Below are 19,557 nucleotides of genomic sequence, written 5' to 3' on the forward strand. Positions count from 1 at the left end.
AGTTTTGTTTGTGGTGGGTAGGTTTTTTGGTTAGCTATATCTTACTTTTCTTAATATTCGAATGCTTTCCTTATAAAGTACATATACTTTTTGATCAGGATAACTTTTTAAATATGGTTTTGCTTCTTCCAGTCTTTCTTTGGCTTCATTAAAACCATTGAAATAACATATTAGATAAGTGCCAGGAAGGTTTATAATATCCTTTTGTTCATTCTTTGTTAAGGATATTTTCTTTTTAAGCTTTTCAATCAATGAGTTGTTACTATTGTAGAGATGATGGAGCGTTTTTCTATTGAATTGTGGTGGTTCAAAAAGTAACTTATTCTCTATATCATAACTTACATTATTTTTAAATTTGATAGAAACTTCTTCTAGTGGATAGTAACTATAGGTATCTTGTAGCCCTAGTTGTACATATTCAATGATTTTAAATTCTTCATCGGTGATAGCGATGCTTATCTCATCAAACTGAGAGTAAAACAATTTTACCTGCTCATTAATCAGTGCAATATCTACTCTGGAATAATAGATTTCTCCATTTACCCGTTTTTCTTTTGCAGACCAGCATACTACAAAATATTCTTTAAAAACCTTATAACTAGGATTATAATCCTTTCTTGAATTCATAAAATCAAAAACACCATCTAGTGTAAGTTCTATGTTGTTTTGCGCATGACTTTCTATAGATTCTACAACCTCAGAATTAATATCTTTAATGTTGATATCAAATACTTTGGGCATACTCATGCTTCCATCTCTAAAAAAAACAGCACCTCCATAATACTTCCAAATATTTTTTCTTAAAGAACAAAGTTTTCCATCTTGCGAACGAATAGAAACCAGCCCCACTACCTTACTACTGGGTAAATGCGGGAAAGGAATATTCTCATAGGCAACAATAGGAGGGTTAGACAAGTATGCATTAACAAGGTTTTGTATTTTACTATCATCGAAGAAATCAACTCCTATAATCTGATTATTTTCATCTTCTACACCAATTACGATATAAGAATTATTTTTAGGATTAGAATTTGCTAATGCACAAATATGTTTTAAGAACTTAGCTTTTCCTTCTTTTTCACCAATATTAAGTTTGAGCTTTTTGTCATAAAAACTATTCTCGTCATTATGTGCCAAAAGATTTTTTATAAGTAAGCGTTTGTTAATCATTCTTTTTTACATAAAAGCAATGTGTATTTTTTTAAGCTAAACTTAGGTATTTTTATTGGGCTGGCAATGTGTGAGAATGAAAACTTTGATTTTTTGAAATAGGTTTACAAAGTAGCAATTATATGTAATTTAAATATAAAATCAATAAAATCCCTTCTTATTTTTAATCTATTTGATAATAAATATGAATTAGATTTCATACTTAAATCTTATCTAAAAAATGAACTCATCTTTAGTAGTGGCGTTCAACCGAAAAGTTTAGCTTTTGTACTATACTGAAGTAGTTTTTTTCAGCAGAGCCATAGTTACAGTTAAAAAAACAACAAAATTAGTGTGTAGCATGTAAATTTTGCAGGCCAAAGCAGTACTCAAGATGAGAGTTCTATGTATAATATAAATGTTAATAATTACAAGTATATTGATTTTAATGTACATTTTGTTGTGTTAAAATGAGATTGTTAGTTTGTTTTTTATAAAATATTGAGGGAATAAATCGCTTTTTTTGAGTACTTTTAATCCTTTAACTAACAAAATATAACACAAATGAAATTTAAACTAGTATTAATGCTTCTGGTTGGATTTGTCGTATCCACTAGTTGCGAAAAAGAGCAGGTAAATAGCGAGTTCAACACTGCTGAAAAAGAAACGTCTGTAACTACTGAGAAGCTAGCTCCAAGGCCATTTTTTAACAAATCCAAAGACATTTTGATCGCCCAGTTTGATAACAAACCTGATGCAGATGACATTCATTCATTAGCAGCTTTTGGATGTATGTTGCGCCATTCAGATTTAAGAGGAATAAAGCATTTTGGAGTTCAAGGTGCTTATGGTACGCAAGGAGGTAAATTTATTGATGCTACTTCTTTGTTTAAAAAAGTTTTTGGTTCTAAATGGGTAGACGCCAAAAAAAACAGGAATAGAGCCGTAAACAGGATCAAAAATGTCGTTCGTCCTATACTAAATTCTAATGGAAAAGTATGGGTACAAGAAGCAGGACAGTCAACGATCACAAAATTATGGATAAAAAAGCTGATAGACGAGGGTGTACCTCCCTCAAAAATCAAGTCAAACGTGATTGTAGTGCAGCATAGTAAATGGAATGAAAGACATACTAAAAGAGCTGATCTAAACTATGTTAAAAACAAAGCAACATATAGACCCATTGATGATGGCAATGCTGGTTTCGGGAATGGACCTGATAGAGGACCAAATACACCGAGTTACAGAACGGTAAACAAGTCATTTCTTAAGAAAGCAAAAAACTCCAGAAATAGATTTGCCAGAGAATATTGGAGAGAGGCTGATAAGATCATTAAAGCGAGTGGTTTTAATGCAAGCCATTCTTCTATACCAAAGGGAGGAGTGGATTTTTCAGACTGTGTAGAAAATTATTGGATTTTTAATACAAAAAAGGCGAATAGCATTGCTAATTTCTGGAAACGTTATGTTACTAATTGATAATGATTTCAAATTCTTTAGATGAAATCACAGTAAACTGAATCAAATTATTTTTTATTTAGAAAATGTCCGGTCGGAAATAGACGATTTTCATAATTTGAAAGATTTTTGATGAAATTTGGAATTTATTTTTTGAAGTAGATGCCATAGCATCAAACAATTAAAAATAAATCAAAATTTTGCAAAAAGGTACAAATTTGATTTTGCTGTATTTCCGACCAGACACTTTAGAAGTGTGAAACAAAAAGAAATGCTTTTAATCAATAGAATTCCCCGATGCTCTGCATCGGAGGTTTTAGAGGAAAGTTTGAAAACGGATGGTTTTCATTAAATTGTAAAACTTTCTTCCGTTGAATACCCCTATGGCTTCTTTATTAGGTAATTTCTTTGAGGATGGTATTACTCATAAAAAGGGGATTGATGTTAACTAATCCCCTTTTTGTTTTTACAAAATTACTGAAGAACTCATCTTACTTCTTTCTATTTCCTAAAAAAAGGTTAAAATTCATTCTTGTTTTCGTTATGTTTCTTGTTCATCGTACCATTTCTGGTTTTCAAAAAATGACTTATTTGTCAAAATTTCAATGCATCTTAGGTTAAAAACAAAAAGTTAAGATGAATTCGTGATAATTTTTTCAGGAAATTCGCAGGAGAAAAACCTTACTTACTACACCTTTTTGTTTATTATAGTACTGCTTGCCTGAGCCGTTGGAAAAACAATCAAATCTGCGATATTTACGTGATAAGGTCTGGTAACAACAAAAGCAATTATATCTGCAATATCTTCTGGAGTAAGGGGGTCAAAACCATGATATACAGTATCAGCTCGCTTGTCATCTCCCTTAAAACGAACATTGCTAAACTCAGTTTCTACTAATCCCGGATGAATAGCGCCCACTTTGATGCCATAAGCGTTGAGATCTAACTGCATACTTTTATTAATAGCATCCACAGCGTGTTTGCTGGCACAATATACATTGCCATTAGGGTACACTTCTTTTCCCGCAATAGAACCTATATTAATAATATGACCAGACTGATTAGAGATCATTGTTAGGATCACAGCTTTAGAAACATACAACAATCCTTTTACATTAATATCGATCATAGCATCCCAGTCATCCAGATTACCTGTTTGTATTGGGTTCATACCATGTGCATTGCCGGCATTATTGATTAAGATATCAATTTTGCTAAATTCTGCAGGAAGACTATCTATAGCCGCAAAAACCCGTTCTTTATCTCGTACATCAAAACAGAGTGTATGTACGTTTACCTTAGTGTTTAATTGATGCTGTAATTCGATTAGCCGTTCCTGTCTTCTTCCACAAAGAATAAGATTGATATTATGTCTTGCGAATTCTATCGCTACGGATTTTCCGATCCCGCTGGTTGCTCCTGTGATTAACGCAGTTTTCATAGATTAGATTAAAATTTTATTTTTTTGCAACACTAAAAAATAGAGCCCGTCCTTTGATAAAATCATCGCAAACAGCGATGAGGCTTCTTATGTTCGTTTTTTTCAGTTAAATGGTTTAAATATACTTTAAAATTTGAGTGTAAGCGTATATAAAAGAAATACATTTAACCTATAATTAACAACAAAAGGAAAATTAATTCAACAATTTGCAATGTTGAATTATGAATGTTAAATTCACGCTTTTAAAAATTAAAATAGATGGAAGAAAATAGTTCTGTTGATATTGCTTCAATCAATGACAAAATACAAAAAGAATCTGCATTTATAGATTTACTTACATTAGAGATCAATAAAGTAATTGTAGGCCAGAAACACATGGTGGAACGATTGCTTATTGGTTTGTTAGGAAAAGGTCATATTCTACTGGAAGGGGTTCCTGGATTGGCAAAGACTTTGGCAATTAATACGCTGTCAAAAGCGGTTCATGGAAGTTTTAGTCGGATTCAGTTTACGCCAGATTTGTTACCGGCAGATGTAACAGGAACGCTTATTTATAATATGAAAGAGAATGACTTTTCTATTAAGAAAGGTCCTATTTTTGCAAATTTTGTATTAGCGGACGAGATTAACCGTGCGCCCGCAAAAGTACAGAGTGCTTTGCTGGAAGCCATGCAGGAAAAGCAAGTAACAATTGGTGACGAAACCTTTACACTAGATAAACCTTTCTTAGTAATGGCAACTCAGAATCCTGTAGAACAGGAAGGAACGTATCCATTACCCGAGGCGCAGGTAGACCGTTTTATGCTAAAAACGGTGATTGATTACCCTAAGTTAGAAGATGAGCAATTAATTGTTCGTGCGAATCTTAAGGGATCTTTTGAAAAAGTAAATCCGGTAATTTCTGTAGCACAAATTCTGAAAGCTCAGGAAGCTGTCAAAGATGTGTATATGGATGAGAAGATCGAAAAATATATTCTGGATATTATTTTTGCTACTCGTTATCCAGAAAGATATGGTCTTGAAGATTTAAAACCATTAATAGGTTTTGGAGCTTCACCAAGAGGAAGTATCAACTTGGCAACATCAGCCAAATGCTACGCATTTATAAAACGAAGAGGATATGTAATCCCAGAAGATGTAAGAGCTGTTGTGCATGATGTGCTTCGCCATCGTATCGGTATTACCTATGAAGCTGAAGCAGAAAATGTAACTTCAGAAGAAATTATTAATAAGATTGTAAATGAAATTGAAGTGCCATAGAGATTTTAGGTTTTCGAAATACCTTTTAGATATTACTTAAAAATATATCTAAATCGACAATAACCCAAATCGACAATCGTAAATCATTATTTATGGATACTAAAGAGTTACTTAAAAAAGTTAGAAAAATTGAGATCAAGACGCGGCGCTTGAGTGATCATATTTTTGGAGGAGAATATCATTCTACCTTTAAGGGTAGGGGTATGACTTTTAGTGAAGTTCGGCAATATCAGTTTGGAGATGATGTTCGTAATATTGATTGGAATGTAACAGCCAGGTATAACGAACCTTATATAAAAGTTTTTGAAGAAGAGCGTGAGCTTACGATGATGCTGATGGTGGATGTATCAGGTTCTCAGCTTTTTGGTACAAAGCAACAATTTAAGAAAGAGATAATTACAGAAATTGCAGCGACCCTTGCTTTTTCTGCTACTCAAAATAATGATAAGATAGGATTGATTTTATTTACAGATGAAATAGAATTATTCATCCCACCCAAAAAAGGAAGATCGCACGTATTACGAATTATCAGAGAGTTATTAGAACACGAACCCAAAAGCAAACAAACAAATATTACTGAAGCATTAAAGTTTTTGTCAAATGTGATGAAAAAGAAAGCAATTGTATTTGTGCTCTCTGATTTTATTACAGACGAGTATCAACAGACGTTAAAGATTGTGGGAGGTAAGCATGATGTTACGGGAATACGTGTATACGATCAGAGAGAAGAAGAAATTCCCAATTTGGGTATGGTACAGATGGAAGATGAAGAGACGGGAGAATTATTATTAGTAAATACAGGATCTAAGAAGACCCGAAATAATTATGCAACGTATTATAAAGAAAGGGTAAATTATTTTAATGACAGCTTTACCAGAAGTGGAGCAGGTTCATTAAGCAGCCGTGTGGATGAAAGTTATGTAAAAAAATTATTAGGGTATTTTAAACGAAGAGGATAAGGTAAGACTACGAATGAACAATTACGAATTACGAGATATAATTATGAAATTAAGAAACAAAGTCTTTGGATTTTGTGTCTATATACTGTTCCCTCTTTATGGATTAGGAGGGTATGCTCAGGTATCATCAGCTATAGATTCTACATCGATTCGTATTGGTGACCAAATGCGATATACGATGCAAGTAGAAACTGATTCTACGCAGATAGTTGTTTTTCCGGAAGGACAAACTTTTACACCGCTGGAAGTCATAGAATCTTATAAAACAGATACGACCAGAAATACAAGTAGATTTCTATTGACAAAAGAGTATGCGTTAACACAATTTGATTCCGGGCATTATACCATTCCCAGACAAAAAGTAATGGTAGGTGATCAGGTATTTTTTACAGATTCGCTAAAAGTAGAAGTCCGTGATGTATTGGTGGATACGACCAAACAAAAGATGTATGAGATCAAGCCGCTGGTAGATGTAGATGCTTCTTTTTCTAATTGGAGAAAATATATAGGGTGGATTCTGATACCATTAGTACTCATTGGACTGATTGCTTTTCTTTTATTAAGAAGAAAGAAACGCAAAGAAGCCAGAGAAAATGAACTACCTCCTTATGAAAGAGCAATTCTGGCACTGCAACGAATTGACGCTTCTCATCTATTAGAAGAAGAGTCGCACAAAGAATATTACTCTCAATTGAGTGATACTGCGCGTAAATATATTGATGAAGAAGTATATGATCACGCAATGGAAAGTACCACGGATGAACTTATCGAACGATTAGATGAGGAAATCAAATCAGGATCGTTAAACCTGGATAAGCATACCGTAGAAGAGCTGAAAAACGTACTGAAAACCGCAGATATGGCAAAGTTTGCTAAGTCCAAACCAGATATTGGTACTGCAAAAGCGGATCGTAACGTTATAGAAAGGGTTATCAATGAAACCAAAGAAGCCATTCCTGAACCCACAGAAGAAGAACTATTAGCCGATGAAGAATATAGAAAAGCAGCTATTGAGAAAAAAAGGAAGAAGAAGATTATTTTTGGAAGCCTTGCTGTCATTGGAGCTTTAGGAATAACACTTCTTATTTTTATTCTGACCAAAGGATATGATGTTGTCAAAGATTCATTACTGGGACATCCTACCAAAGAGCTGGCAGAAACAGAATGGATTAGCAGTACCTACGGATCTCCCCCGGTTACCGTTTCGTCGCCAAAAGTATTGATTCGTAATAGTTTTCAGTTAACAGAAGAGCAAAAACAGGTGCTTAAGGGAAATGAGACCTTTGTATATGGTAGTATTCTTGGTAATTTTTATGTTGCTGTGAGTACGATACAATTCAAACAACAGCAGCAAGAAGTAGATCTGGAAAAGGCAGTAGAAGGAGCCATTAAAGGAATGGAAGCACAGGGCGCAAAAAACATCACTTTTAAGACTGAAGAATATGAAACCCTTAGAGGAGCTAAAGGACTAAAGGTATTTGGAGAGATGGAAGCAGATAACCCGATCACTAAAAAAACACAAAAAGGAGAATATTTAATGTTATATTTTGGAGAAGGAGGAGGATTTCAGCAGATTATTGTCGTCTTTAATAAAGAAGACAGGTATGCCAAAGATGTTGCACAACGCATTATTAATTCTGTAGAACTTAAAAATGCCGAATAGCTATGTTTGATAATTTTACATTTGAAAATCCACAGTTTTTTTGGTTGTTTTTAGCATTACCAATCGCAATAGCATGGTATATATGGAAACGAAACAAACAACAGGCTGCACTTAAAATTTCCAGTATAAAAGGCTTTAAAGTTTCCAGTAGCTGGCTAGCAAAACTAAAACCGGTTTTATTATTATTCCGATTGATAGCTTTAGGATTGGTTATTACTGCAATGGCAAGACCACGAACAGTAGATGTTTCTACCAAGACAAAAACTACCAGAGGTATTGATATTGTGATGTCAATTGATGTATCTGCCAGTATGCTCGCCAGAGATTTAAGACCGAACCGTCTGGAAGCACTAAAAGATGTGGCAAAAGAATTTATACAAGGAAGACCCAATGACCGTATTGGATTAGTGTTGTACGCAGGAGAAAGTTTTACAAAAACTCCTATTACCAGTGATAAAGCTATTGTCCTCAGTGCGATGGATGATATTGTGTACAATAACCTTCTGGAAAACGGGACTGCTATTGGTATGGGATTGGCTACTTCTGTGAATAGATTAAAAGATAGTAAAGCCAAAAGCAAAGTGATTATATTACTTACAGATGGTTCTAATAATTCTGGTTTTATTGATCCCAAAATAGCTTCAGAATTAGCAGTAGAATATGGGATCAAGGTATATACTATTGGTATCGGAACCAATGGTATGGCATTGTCTCCCGTAGCAATAAGGCCCAATGGAACTTTTCAATATGGTAATGTAAAAGTAGAGATAGATGAGGAGTTGCTAAAAGAAATAGCCAAAGTGACTAAAGGAAAATATTTTAGAGCGACTAACAATAAAAAACTAGTAGAAATCTATGAGGAAATTGATAAATTAGAGAAGACTGATGTAGAAGAATTTAAGTTTTACAATTATGAAGAAAAGTTCAGACCATTAGTATTATTAGCAGGTTTGTTGCTATTGATAGAATTTTTGATGAGGTTTACCATATTCAGAAGTTTTGTTTGATATGGGGACAATTGTATTGTGGAGTAGGTTGTAAAAGCTTATAATATTGACAAGATTTAATTTTGAAAAAAGGAATCATTATACAAGGAAGTTCCAGAAGCGACGGAGACACAGCAATGATAGTGGCTTATGTCAAGGAGCTTACAGGTTTTGAAATAGTAGATTTAAACCAAAAAAAAATACAATATTTCGATTATGAGTTTAAAAATAAAAATGATGATTTTGGGGATATATTCAAGGATATAACTCAGAATTATCAAACAATGATAGTAGCCACACCTGTATATTGGTATACAATGAGCGGAATTATGAAAGTGTTTTTAGATCGGATTTCTGATTATTTATATAAAGAAAAAGATATTGGTAGAATGCTTAGAGGAAAAGAAATGGGGATGATTAGTTGTAGTAATGATGATGATAACGTAACAGAATTTAGCCTTCCCTTTTCGAGAAGTGCCGAGTATTTAGGGATGCAATATCTGGATGATATACATACTTGGGTAAAAAACAAAGAAATCCCGGTAGAGGTAAAAGAAAAAATCAATGCTTTTGCATTGAGAATTAAATAATAGAGTATCTATAAATTGATAGTATGTACTTATTAGAAGAAAAAATATATTTCTGGTTGCTATTAGTAATACCTTTACTAATAGTACTGTTTTTGGGTGTTTTAATTTGGAAAAAAACGGTGCAGAAAAAATTTGCAGATAGGGTTTTATTAAAAAAACTCAGTCCCAATCAATCGATTTTTAAATCAATTCTTAAGATTATTATTATCAGCCTGGCATTGGCGTGTTTTATTGTTGCATTGGTAAACCCAAAAGTAGGGACCAAATTAGAAACCGTAAAAAGGGAAGGAGTAGATGTAGTATTTGCGATAGATGTATCTAAAAGTATGCTATCAGAAGATATTGCTCCTAACAGATTAGAAAAATCAAAGCAATTGGTAACACAGATTATCAATAACCTGGCAAGTGATAGAATTGGTATTATAGCCTATGCTGCCAGTGCTTTCCCGCAGTTGCCTATTACTACAGATTATGGTTCTGCAAAAATGTTTTTACAATCTATGAATACAGATATGCTTTCCTCTCAGGGAACCGCAATTAATGAAGCGATAGAATTAGCTAAAACCTATTATGATGATGAAGAGCAAACGAATCGCGTTCTCTTTATTATCAGTGATGGAGAAGATCACGAAGGTAATATTGGGTCGATAGCAGAAGAAGCAGCACAGGAAGGAATCAAAATTTTTACGATTGGAGTTGGAACCACCAAAGGGGGGCCGATACCCATAAAAAGAAATGGGATTGTACAAAATTATAAGAAAAATAGTCAGGGTGAGACCGTAATTACCAAGCTAAATACTACAATTTTACAGGAAATTGCTAAAGATGCCAATGGCATATACATTGATGGTAAAAATACAAATACCGTAGTAGAAAATGTTACAGAACTATTACAAGGAATGGACAAAAAGGAATTTGAAGCAAAGCAGTTTGCAGATTTTAAAGACCAATTTCAATGGTTTCTTGGAGCAGGATTATTATTACTGTTTTTAGATATATTCTTATTAGAAAGAAAAACATCCTGGGTTAAAAAATTAAACCTCTTTAATGAACATTAAATAACAGAATTGAGGTAAAAAAAATGAGCACTATGAAAAAGACACTAATCATACTGACATGTCTCTTATCCGGAATCATATTTTCGCAGGAAGAAGATAGAACAGAAATTATTGCAGAAGCCAATAGATTTGTGGCTACAGGAAATAAGGTATTGGTAAAAGATGGTAATTTCCCAAAAGCAGAAGGAGAATATAGAAAAGCGATTGCAAAAAACCCGGTAGATCCAACAGCAAAATACAATCTGGCAAATGCATATTACAATACCAAAAAATACGGTGAGGCAGAACAACGCTATACCGAGACAGTAAAAATAGCTAGTTCCAAAGAAGAAAAACATAAGGCGTTTCATAACAAAGGAAATACCTTTATGGAGCAAAAAAAATATAAAGAAGCTGTAGATGCCTATAAAAATGCACTGCGCAATAATCCTAAAGATGATGAAACCCGTTATAATCTGGCATTGGCAAAAAAAATGCTAGAGCAGCAAGAACAACAAAACGATCAGAATAAGGATAATAAGGACAAAGATAACAAGGACGATAAAAAAGACGAAAACAAGGATAACAAAGACAAAGAAGGAGATAATAAGGACGATAAAAAAGAGGATAACAAAGAAGGGAAGGACGACAAGGAGAAGAAAGGAGATGAAGGAGAAGATAAGAAAGATGAAAAGGGAGACGACAAAAAGGATAAAAAAGAAGAGCCTAAAGACGAAGGAAAAGAAAAGAAAGAAGATAAAAAAGAAGGAGATGGAAAACCTGAAGAACAAAAAAAACAGCCACAACAGGTACAAGGACAACTTTCTCCTCAGCAGGTAAAGAGTTTATTAGAAGCAATGAATAATCAGGAAAAGAAAGTACAGGATAAGATCAATGCCAAAAAAGTACAGGGAGCAAAAACAAAGACTGAAAAAGATTGGTAGTACATAGGTTTCTGTAGAAGAAAGAATGATATAAAATATAAAGATGAAACTAAAATTAATTTTTCTAACATTATTTCTGGGTATAGCACAGTTAGGGATTGCTCAGGTTAAGTTTGAAGCTAAATTAAGTAAGAAAAAGCTAGGTATAAATGAGAGATTACGTGTTGATTTTGAGATGAATCAGGACGGAGATAATTTTACACCTCCTAATTTTAGCGGATTTACAGTGGTTGGAGGACCGAATCAATCTATTAGTAATTCCTGGATTAATGGCAAAAGATCGTATGCCAAAACATTTAGCTACTTTCTTTCACCAACCAGAAGAGGAACTTTTAAGATTGGGCAGGCAACTATAGAGATTGGCGGTAGTATCTACAAAACCTTACCCATAAGAGTAGAAGTCACAGCAGCAGTACAAAAACCAAAGGATGGTAATAACGCAGATTATGTAGCTAGTGAAAATCTACATCTCGTAGCAGAAGTTTCTAATACCAATCCATATCTTAATGAAGCTATCACGGTAGTTTACAAATTATATGTTAGCCCCAGAATACAAGTAAGTAATTTAAGAGAGATAGACAATCCCAAGTATAGCGATTTCTGGAGTCAGGCTATAAAAATAGGACAGTTAAGTGTAGAGCGAGGAGAATATAAAGGAGAACCCTATTCTTTTGTTGTTTGTGGAAAGACAGTGTTATACCCTCAGAAAACAGGAAAACTTGAGATAGAACCCCTTACATTATCTATTTCAGTTAATGTGCCTACTAATCGGCGTGATATATTCGGAGGAAAATTGTATACAACAGTAGAGAGAAAAGTAGCTGCAGGAACTAGAATTATTAATGTTAAGCCATTACCGGAACAAGGTAAACCAGATGATTTTTCCGGAGCTGTAGGTACTTTTAATTTTAGAGTAAGCCCGAATAGAACATCATTAGATGCTACAGAATCTCTGGAAGCCAAAGTGACAGTTTCAGGAAATGGAAACCTAAAGCTTTTTGATTTACCAAAACTAAACGTACCTAATGGTTTAGAGCAATATGAACCTGAGCACAATGAAAGTGTAAGAACAACCCTTGGGGGTATGTCTGGTAGTATTTCTGACACTTACACATTGGTTCCCCAGTTCAAAGGAACCTATCCTATTCCTCCGATTTCATTTTCTTATTTTGATCTAAAAACGAAAACCTATAAGAGGATCACATCCGATGAAATTGTAATTAATGTAAAAAATGGTCCGGATAGCGGAAGTATTGTTGCCAATACGGAGACAACAGGAACCGGTAAACAACTGGTGACACAATCAGGTAATCAGTTTCGGTTTTTAAAATTGAACGGAAACCTTCAGCCAATGAACAAAGAATACTTTTTTAAATCTACAAGGTATTGGGTTGCACTGACAGCCCCATTGCTGGCAATCCCATTATTTTTGTTTTTTGGAAAAAAGAGAGAAGAACGACTAAGTGATGTAAGTGGCAATAGAGTGCGTAAAGCAGATAAACTAGCACGTAAATATTTATCTGAAGCAAAGAAAAATTTAGGGAATCAAACAGAATTCTATATTGCTATGGAACGTGCCTTGCATAATTATCTAAAAGCCAAGTTGCATATACAGACAAGTGATATGAGTAAAGATCGTATTGAGCGTTTATTAAAAGAGAAAGAAGTCGATGAGGCAACTACTATAGAGTTTATAGCCTTATTAGAGAGTTGTGAATTTGCAAGATACACACCTTCATCAACCTCTGCTATGCAACAAGATTATGATAAGGCATCCAGAGTGATTGCATCTATTGATAAACAATTATAAAATTTTAAAAAACGTGAAAAATTTAATTACCATAATTGTTTTACTAGTGAGCAGCTATATGGTTGCTCAGCAAGAAACTGTTTTTCAGAATGGGAATACGTTCTATAATCAGGAAAAATATCAGGAAGCGATTGATGCATATTTATCCATTATAGATCAAGGTCAGGAATCTGCAGAACTATATTATAATCTCGCCAATGCACATTATAAGCTGAGTAATGTAGGGCAGAGCATATACTACTATGAGAAGGCCTTAGAATTAGCGCCCAATGATGCGGATATCAAAAATAATCTTGATTTTGCAAAAAATACTACAATCGATGCCATTGATGTAATTCCTGAAGGAGTAGTGTCCAGAACTATTACTAATTTTACCAATATGTTTAGTTTTGATGGATGGGCGTGGGTATCTATAGTATGTGTTATTCTTTTTGTATTACTTTTTATTGCCTATTATACCGCCAGAATATCCATTAGAAAACGATTATTTTTTATCGGCTCCTGGATGTCACTGATTATTACTTTATTTGGTATTTTCTTTGCTTTTAAGCAATATGGATTTATCCAGAATAATCAATATGCAATTATTTTTGCGCAGGAAACTACGGTAAAGAGTGAACCCAACTTGCGAAGTGAAGAAGTATTTCAACTTCATGAAGGAACCAAAGTAAAGATTACCGAAACAGTCAATGACTGGAAAAAAATTAAACTTTCTGACGGTAAAATAGGATGGGTACCTACTACGGATCTCAAAGAGTTGTAATTTATATGGATTCTTAAGAAACCTGACAAAAATATGAGATCAGTTTTTAAAAGTAGTATTATCCAATGACACTGCTTAGTCTGAACATAGGTAGGTACATTGCAATGAGAATTACGCCCACAATAATCCCTACCATAATGGTAAGAACAGGATTGAGCACATTAGAGATTACCTGAGACTGATGCTTTACCTGCTGGTTATACTGTTCATTTAATTTTTGAAAAATAAATTCAGTCTGATTGGTTTCTTCTGCTACACGTACCATTGCAATCATTTTTTTATCAAAAATCGGATTTTGTGCAAAAGCTGCACTCAATTTGTCTCCTGCAATTACTGCCTGATTAGTTTTGTGTAATCCTTGCTGTAACGGATAGAAATTGATCATGTTTTTTATCAGTTCTATACTGTCTACCATCGGTACTTTGGCCTGAGTAAGAAGAGAAAGTGCCTGCGTAAATTGTGCCATATAGATCTTTCTAAAATAATTTCCCAAGATAGGTATCTTAAGAAGAAAGCTTCCTGAGAATTTTCTATACCAGTCTTTTTTTGAAATAATAATAACTACAATCACACTAATTGTAAGACTGGCTAAAATCAAAAAGCCGTTTTCCCCGGTAAAATTAGAAAAATTGATAATAGCTTTCGTAATACCAGGAAGTTCCACATTATTTTGTTCAAAAATATCCACAAACATAGGGACAACATACTTTAGCATAAAAATGATAACAATACAAGCGGTAAGCATAACGATAAGTGGATATGTTAGTGAAGAGACTATCTCTCTGCGTAAATCATTTTTTCTTTTATAAAATTCACTAAGTTCCAGCGTAATCTGGGCTAATTGTCCTGTCTGTTCTCCAATTTTTATAGCATAATATTCGTAATCCGTAAAGTTTTTATCTTTTTTTAAAATCTCAGAAAACGAACTACCGTCAACTAATTGAGATAGCATAGTTATCATTAATTTTTGATCCTTTTCTTTTTTCTGTGTTTCTGATAATAATTCTAAACCACTTTTTAGATCGATTCCTGATTTTAATAAAATACTAAGTTCTGCATACCATTGTTCCTTTTTTTTACTATTGAATGCAGTACCAAATAGGGTAATCTCGGTAGTTAGTATTTCTGAAATATCAAAAGAGCTATCCTTTTGTTTTTCCTTTTTAGTATTAGCTATTTTTATTCCCATATTCAGAAATGGATTGTAGGATCATTATGTTTGTAGACAAAAATGCGATGCTTATCTGCTGTACGATTAAACGTAAGTTTCACCGCATCAATACGACCAGAAGTAACTTCATTTCCTTCAAGATAATAGGTAGTATTCTTAGTTTTTAGCGCAAAAGTATCCAAATCATTAACAATACTATCGGTTGCGAATGTGTATGTTTTTTTATGGATGGGAGAAGAAAGTACTAATTCGTTTTTTGAGGAGTTCCATATAGCAATTGGGTATTTGTTAAAATCTATGGTTAAACTTGTTTCTAATGACTGTATTGCTGATTGATATTCATAATTGTGTTCAATGCTTCTCATATTTTTTTGTACGATTCCGAGAATAGTAAATGCCAGTCCAACCACAATTGCAGAAATAACAATTACTACCATCATTTCGGTTAGGGTAAAAGCCTTTATTTTATGAAACTTTTTACTCACGCAATACTACTTGTTTTTCATATTCATTTGTACCCTGACGATATCGCAGTACTATGGTAGGTGTCTCAGATATAATTTCAATCTCCCAATTGCCAAAGTCTTCAGTATAAGGAAGTTTTATTTTTTGGTGAATCAGAAGATATTCTAATTCTTTTACTCTGTTTTTAATAGTGGTTTGGTCTCTTTTTATATGATTGGTAAAGATGTTGTTAAAACTAAAACTTGCAATCATAAATACTATGATTATTAAGACCGAAGCAGTTAGCGTTTCTATCAATGTCGCAGCGCGTATTTTTTTTAGTACATCCATTTTGCTACATTTTTTTTAGAATTCTCAAAAGAAAGTCCGGCATAGTCGCTCACTGGATTTTTTAAGACTTTGCCGTTATAAAGGTGATTGAGATAGATAGAACCGGATTGATTGGCGATAAACTGATTCACATACAAAGCTCCTTTTACAGTTCCTTGAAAATCAGTATTTCCCTGGCAGTAAAATTCACCAATGATCTGTACATTGTTTTCTACTTTGATATTGGTTTTGATTCGGTTTTGTATTTCCTTAGTTTTTTTCAGATATACCACAGCACCTTCTATAATAGTATTGATATTGATATTGAAATCCGGAATTTGATTTTGAGTGGTGTTAGTATGAAGAGAGTTCTGTGAGCTGTTGTTATCAAAAAGAATTATAGAAGAAGGATATGATAGATGACATCTTTTTCCGATTTTAATTTTTTTTGTTGCGATGAGTTGGATAGTACCTTTTACATCATTTTGTACTTCAATAATTGGAGCAATCAGGATAACATCTGTCAATTGAGATGTTGAGTTTATTATAATTTTTGAGGCAGACTGGACGATAATATTCCCTGATATAATTTCGTCGCCCAGAACGATTTTTTCAGTATTGTAAATAATGTTTGTTGAGTTATGAAAAGAATTTTTTATCTCTTTTGATAAAGGAATTATATTTTTTTCAGTTAGATGTGCGCCTGCACACATAGATTCCAGGTATTCAATCCATTCGGGATGCAATTCTGGAATACGCTTTTTACTTTTTATAGTACGCCCATAAAATAAGCGAGTCCCGTGGTAATAGTTACCAGAAATATTTCCAGCTTTTATACCTTGCTCCGGGAGGTAGCTGTTGCCTTCAATTCTTGTATTGCCAACCACTACCAGCGGAGAGTTTTTGTCTGCCAAATAGAGATTAGGTGTTTTTTGGTCTATAACAGATCCGGTAAAAGCGATTTTGACAACTTTTTTATTTCTTATCTGTACCTTAGAGACTGTTTTTGTCCATACCCCATGATAATTAGAAACTAGTTTTGTCACATTATTCCCTATATTCGTTTGTATCGTGTCTTTAGTAATACCAGTATCAGCAAAAGATTTAAATATTTGTTTATTGACTAGCTCAGAAGCTTCTATTAATTCTTGTGATTTGATGCTAAAAAAAGATTGCACGTGGGTAAGTAATAAGAAAGTGCTCAATAAAATCGCGATGATTACTGAGATTAGCAATGCAAATTGCATTGCCTGGGCTTTTATTTTATAGAATATGTTCAATTCAAAATTTCAAATTGTTTTGTTTTTCCTTTATACCTCAATCGTATATAAGAAGGAGTCCCTTCTATGAATTTTACCTCAGAAAATGATTCATTTTTTTTCATCAACTGATCAGTTCCATTTATTTCCACAAGAAAAATAGCTTTTGTATTGTTTTGAGCAGAAACTAATCCTTTATACGTTATAGAAGGCCAAATAGTCTCTTGCTTTTTTATAGGTGCCTTTGGGTTTTTGGTTGCTGTTTTTTTTGGTCGATAGATAGTGCCCAAAAAAGGATCTCTATCAATAGTACTCATTGAGAATTTCTCTCGTTCCTTTGTTTCAATGGTAGAAAAAGATACTGTCGTTATATCAGAAACTATAGCATCATCCTCAGAGAATGCATCTACAACCTGAAATATAATAGCTCCCCAGATGCAAGCAACCATGGGTACTAGAACATATAATACTTTTTTACCTTTTAGCATATTATGGATTTATGGTAAAACTAAATACATCACTTGCTTCACTTTGGTTATCAGCTTCATCAAAAGCTTTTAGAAACCAATAATATGTATTTTCTGTCTCTAATGTAATTTCTGCAGGTGATGTTACCTGATCTTTGGTTACTAATTGTGTTAATTGCTCATTTTGATATATATAGATGCTATCAAATTCTGTAGTACCCTCTACTGCTTCTCTGGTCCAGCTAAATGACACCATAGTATTGGTAAAAGAACCTTGATTGGCGGGTGCAGTAGCCACAGGTTTTTTAGGATTCATACTGTCTACTGTAAGTGTTCTCGAGCTGTATAATGTACTCTGCGTATTGTTTTCTGCACGTATTCTCCAGGTAGTAGTTCCTTCGGGAAATGTAAGTTGAATGGATATTCCCGTGGCTGTTTCTTCCTGTAATACCTGATCATTAGTATCCAATAGCTGTATTCTATATGCCGTAGCATCTGTAACGGATTGCCATTGTAATGTTATAGAAGTTCTATTGAGTATCATAGAATTAGCAGGAGATGATAAAATTACTTCTCGAGCTGGAAAATCTTCACTTTCTACAATACTAAAACCTGCTTTGGTATATGCTGTTTCCGAAGAGGTGTTTTGAGCCCTTACCCTCCATTCATATGCATTTCTTACCAAAGTAGTTCTAAAACTTGTGGTGGTAACTGTAGTATCTTCTACCACCTGAGAAGCATTTTCAAAATTTGGTCTTGCAATCTGCAGGCGATATGTAATGGCCTGGTCAATCTCATTCCAGCTAAAAGTAGGGGATGTGTTTTCTACCCTTGTTCCGTCTGATGGTGCGATAATGGTTACTACCATATTGGTAAGATCCTCTTCCAGCAAGATTTCTTCGCAACTAAAAAAGATTAGAAACAGTATAGAGATATATAAAAATCGTTTTTTCATTTTTTAGTTATTAATTTTGAATGATATGTACTGATAAAAGTAACTTCATTATATCCGATGTCTTAAAAAGAAAGGAATTAAATTATAATTTGAAATAATTTACTTTTTCTTTCGTCTTTTCAGCATTTTTATACGTGTTTTTGGGGCAATTGTCATTTTCATCAACAATATCAAAAAGTGTAACTCGATTTTTTTCATTTTCTCCCCAGCAAAAGTAAGACAATCGATATCCAAAGATAGTAAGGTCTGCAAAATCAATAGTTTTGAATGTTTTACCATCTTTTATTAATGATAGTTGATATTGTTTATAATTTTTATTAACTAAAAAAACAGCTTCGGCATTATTGATTTCGTTGATATCTTTTGCAGATAAAGCTGCTGAAACAGCAGATATCATTTCGGCATCTTGTTGACGTTTCAGATAAGCTATTGTCTGTTGGTTATATGTTTCCTCTAATTCTGTAATTATAGCTACCCAATCAAGTAATTCTATTTTAAGAAATTGTGGTTTGTTATCTATAGAGTCAACATACTTAATTTGCTGCACATTATTTTTTGAGGCAGCCAGATAAGTTTTGTAAGTATTTTTATTGAAATCCGTAGCACTGATTCCTACTCGAATTCCATTTTTATAGCTAGGAATGGTAGTTACCTGAAAATCTGTATGGAGGATATGATTTTCATGAACACCAATAACCCCCAATGCTATAGGAGTGGTTGCTGAGGTGTGCAAGGCAGATTTATTTACTGAGATGCTCCGACACCCGATAAAAAAAGAAATGCTTAGTACTACTAAAATATGTTTTTTATACTGCATAAAATAAGCTTGTATTTGCCACAAAATGAGCTGTCAAAGATAATAGAAGCTAGC

19 protein-coding genes are annotated in these 19,557 nt (G+C 33.5%); 10 read left to right on the forward strand and 9 right to left on the reverse strand.

The genetic code is table 11. The features are described from left to right. Positions 1–30 precede the first annotated feature (30 nt). On the reverse strand, positions 31–1,170 hold the full coding sequence (locus F0000_RS01910; protein WP_149623007.1) for an ATP-binding protein: 1,140 nt from the start codon (positions 1,168–1,170) through the stop codon (positions 31–33). 543 nt (positions 1,171–1,713) lie between these two features. Between F0000_RS01910 and F0000_RS01915 the strand changes: the two genes are divergently transcribed. Then, a complete protein-coding gene (locus tag F0000_RS01915; RefSeq protein ID WP_149623008.1) occupies positions 1,714–2,628 on the forward strand; it encodes a hypothetical protein in 915 nt (304 codons plus the stop codon). 667 nt (positions 2,629–3,295) lie between these two features. Here F0000_RS01915 and F0000_RS01920 read toward each other — a convergent pair. Next, positions 3,296–4,048 carry an SDR family NAD(P)-dependent oxidoreductase gene (locus F0000_RS01920; RefSeq protein ID WP_149623009.1) on the reverse strand — a complete coding sequence of 251 codons (753 nt, stop codon included), beginning with the start codon at positions 4,046–4,048 and terminating at the stop codon, positions 3,296–3,298. A gap of 258 nt (positions 4,049–4,306) precedes the next feature. Here F0000_RS01920 and F0000_RS01925 point away from each other — a divergent pair, with 258 nt between their 5' ends. The 9 genes from F0000_RS01925 to F0000_RS01965 all read left to right on the forward strand — a co-directional run bounded on the left by F0000_RS01925 (position 4,307) and on the right by F0000_RS01965 (position 14,060). After that, positions 4,307–5,308 carry a MoxR family ATPase gene (locus tag F0000_RS01925; protein ID WP_149623010.1) on the forward strand — a complete coding sequence of 334 codons (1,002 nt, stop codon included), beginning with the start codon at positions 4,307–4,309 and terminating at the stop codon, positions 5,306–5,308. A 92-nt stretch (positions 5,309–5,400) separates the two neighbouring features. Further along, positions 5,401–6,267, forward strand: a complete 867-nt coding sequence (locus F0000_RS01930) for a DUF58 domain-containing protein (RefSeq protein ID WP_149623011.1) — start codon at positions 5,401–5,403, stop codon at positions 6,265–6,267. A gap of 43 nt (positions 6,268–6,310) precedes the next feature. Beyond that, on the forward strand, positions 6,311–7,930 hold the full coding sequence (locus F0000_RS01935) for a BatD family protein (RefSeq protein WP_149623012.1): 1,620 nt from the start codon (positions 6,311–6,313) through the stop codon (positions 7,928–7,930). Between the two features lie 2 nt (positions 7,931–7,932). Then, entirely contained in the window at positions 7,933–8,937 is a 1,005-nt protein-coding gene (locus F0000_RS01940; RefSeq protein WP_149623013.1) for a VWA domain-containing protein, read from the forward strand. A gap of 62 nt (positions 8,938–8,999) precedes the next feature. Further along, positions 9,000–9,506, forward strand: coding sequence for a flavodoxin family protein (locus F0000_RS01945; RefSeq protein ID WP_149623014.1), 507 nt, complete (start codon positions 9,000–9,002; stop codon positions 9,504–9,506). A gap of 23 nt (positions 9,507–9,529) precedes the next feature. Then, on the forward strand, positions 9,530–10,564 hold the full coding sequence (locus F0000_RS01950; RefSeq protein ID WP_149623015.1) for a VWA domain-containing protein: 1,035 nt from the start codon (positions 9,530–9,532) through the stop codon (positions 10,562–10,564). Positions 10,565–10,596: 32 nt separating this feature from the next. Beyond that, positions 10,597–11,487 (forward strand): tetratricopeptide repeat protein, encoded by an 891-nt coding sequence (locus F0000_RS01955; RefSeq protein WP_149623016.1) that lies wholly within the window; start codon positions 10,597–10,599, stop codon positions 11,485–11,487. A 43-nt stretch (positions 11,488–11,530) separates the two neighbouring features. Continuing rightward, positions 11,531–13,297 (forward strand): BatD family protein, encoded by a 1,767-nt coding sequence (locus tag F0000_RS01960; RefSeq protein ID WP_149623017.1) that lies wholly within the window; start codon positions 11,531–11,533, stop codon positions 13,295–13,297. A 13-nt stretch (positions 13,298–13,310) separates the two neighbouring features. Beyond that, positions 13,311–14,060 (forward strand): tetratricopeptide repeat protein, encoded by a 750-nt coding sequence (locus F0000_RS01965; RefSeq protein ID WP_149623018.1) that lies wholly within the window; start codon positions 13,311–13,313, stop codon positions 14,058–14,060. A gap of 58 nt (positions 14,061–14,118) precedes the next feature. On the opposite strand, the gene F0000_RS01970 is transcribed toward F0000_RS01965, so the two are convergent. The 7 genes from F0000_RS01970 to F0000_RS02000 all read right to left on the reverse strand — a co-directional run bounded on the left by F0000_RS01970 (position 14,119) and on the right by F0000_RS02000 (position 19,503). Further along, positions 14,119–15,249, reverse strand: a complete 1,131-nt coding sequence (locus tag F0000_RS01970; protein ID WP_149623019.1) for a type II secretion system F family protein — start codon at positions 15,247–15,249, stop codon at positions 14,119–14,121. 2 nt (positions 15,250–15,251) lie between these two features. Further along, positions 15,252–15,716: a prepilin-type N-terminal cleavage/methylation domain-containing protein gene (locus F0000_RS01975; protein ID WP_149623020.1), complete on the reverse strand. Its 465-nt coding sequence runs from the start codon at positions 15,714–15,716 to the stop codon at positions 15,252–15,254. Further along, positions 15,709–16,026, reverse strand: coding sequence for a hypothetical protein (locus F0000_RS01980; RefSeq protein ID WP_149623021.1), 318 nt, complete (start codon positions 16,024–16,026; stop codon positions 15,709–15,711). Before F0000_RS01980 ends, F0000_RS01975 begins: the two co-directional genes overlap by 8 nt. Beyond that, a complete protein-coding gene (locus tag F0000_RS01985; protein ID WP_149623022.1) occupies positions 16,014–17,252 on the reverse strand; it encodes a hypothetical protein in 1,239 nt (412 codons plus the stop codon). The genes F0000_RS01980 and F0000_RS01985 overlap by 13 nt, the downstream gene beginning before the upstream one ends. 29 nt (positions 17,253–17,281) lie before the next feature. After that, a complete protein-coding gene (locus F0000_RS01990) occupies positions 17,282–17,752 on the reverse strand; it encodes a hypothetical protein (RefSeq protein ID WP_149623023.1) in 471 nt (156 codons plus the stop codon). Position 17,753: 1 nt separating this feature from the next. Then, the gene (locus tag F0000_RS01995) at positions 17,754–18,686 is read right to left on the reverse strand and encodes a hypothetical protein (RefSeq protein WP_149623024.1); all 933 of its coding nucleotides are present in this window, start codon (positions 18,684–18,686) and stop codon (positions 17,754–17,756) included. Between the two features lie 82 nt (positions 18,687–18,768). Next, entirely contained in the window at positions 18,769–19,503 is a 735-nt protein-coding gene (locus F0000_RS02000; RefSeq protein WP_149623025.1) for a hypothetical protein, read from the reverse strand. Positions 19,504–19,557 lie beyond the last annotated feature (54 nt).

It is taken from the genome of Aquimarina sp. RZ0 (assembly GCF_008370685.1).
Lineage (GTDB): Bacteria > Bacteroidota > Bacteroidia > Flavobacteriales > Flavobacteriaceae > Aquimarina.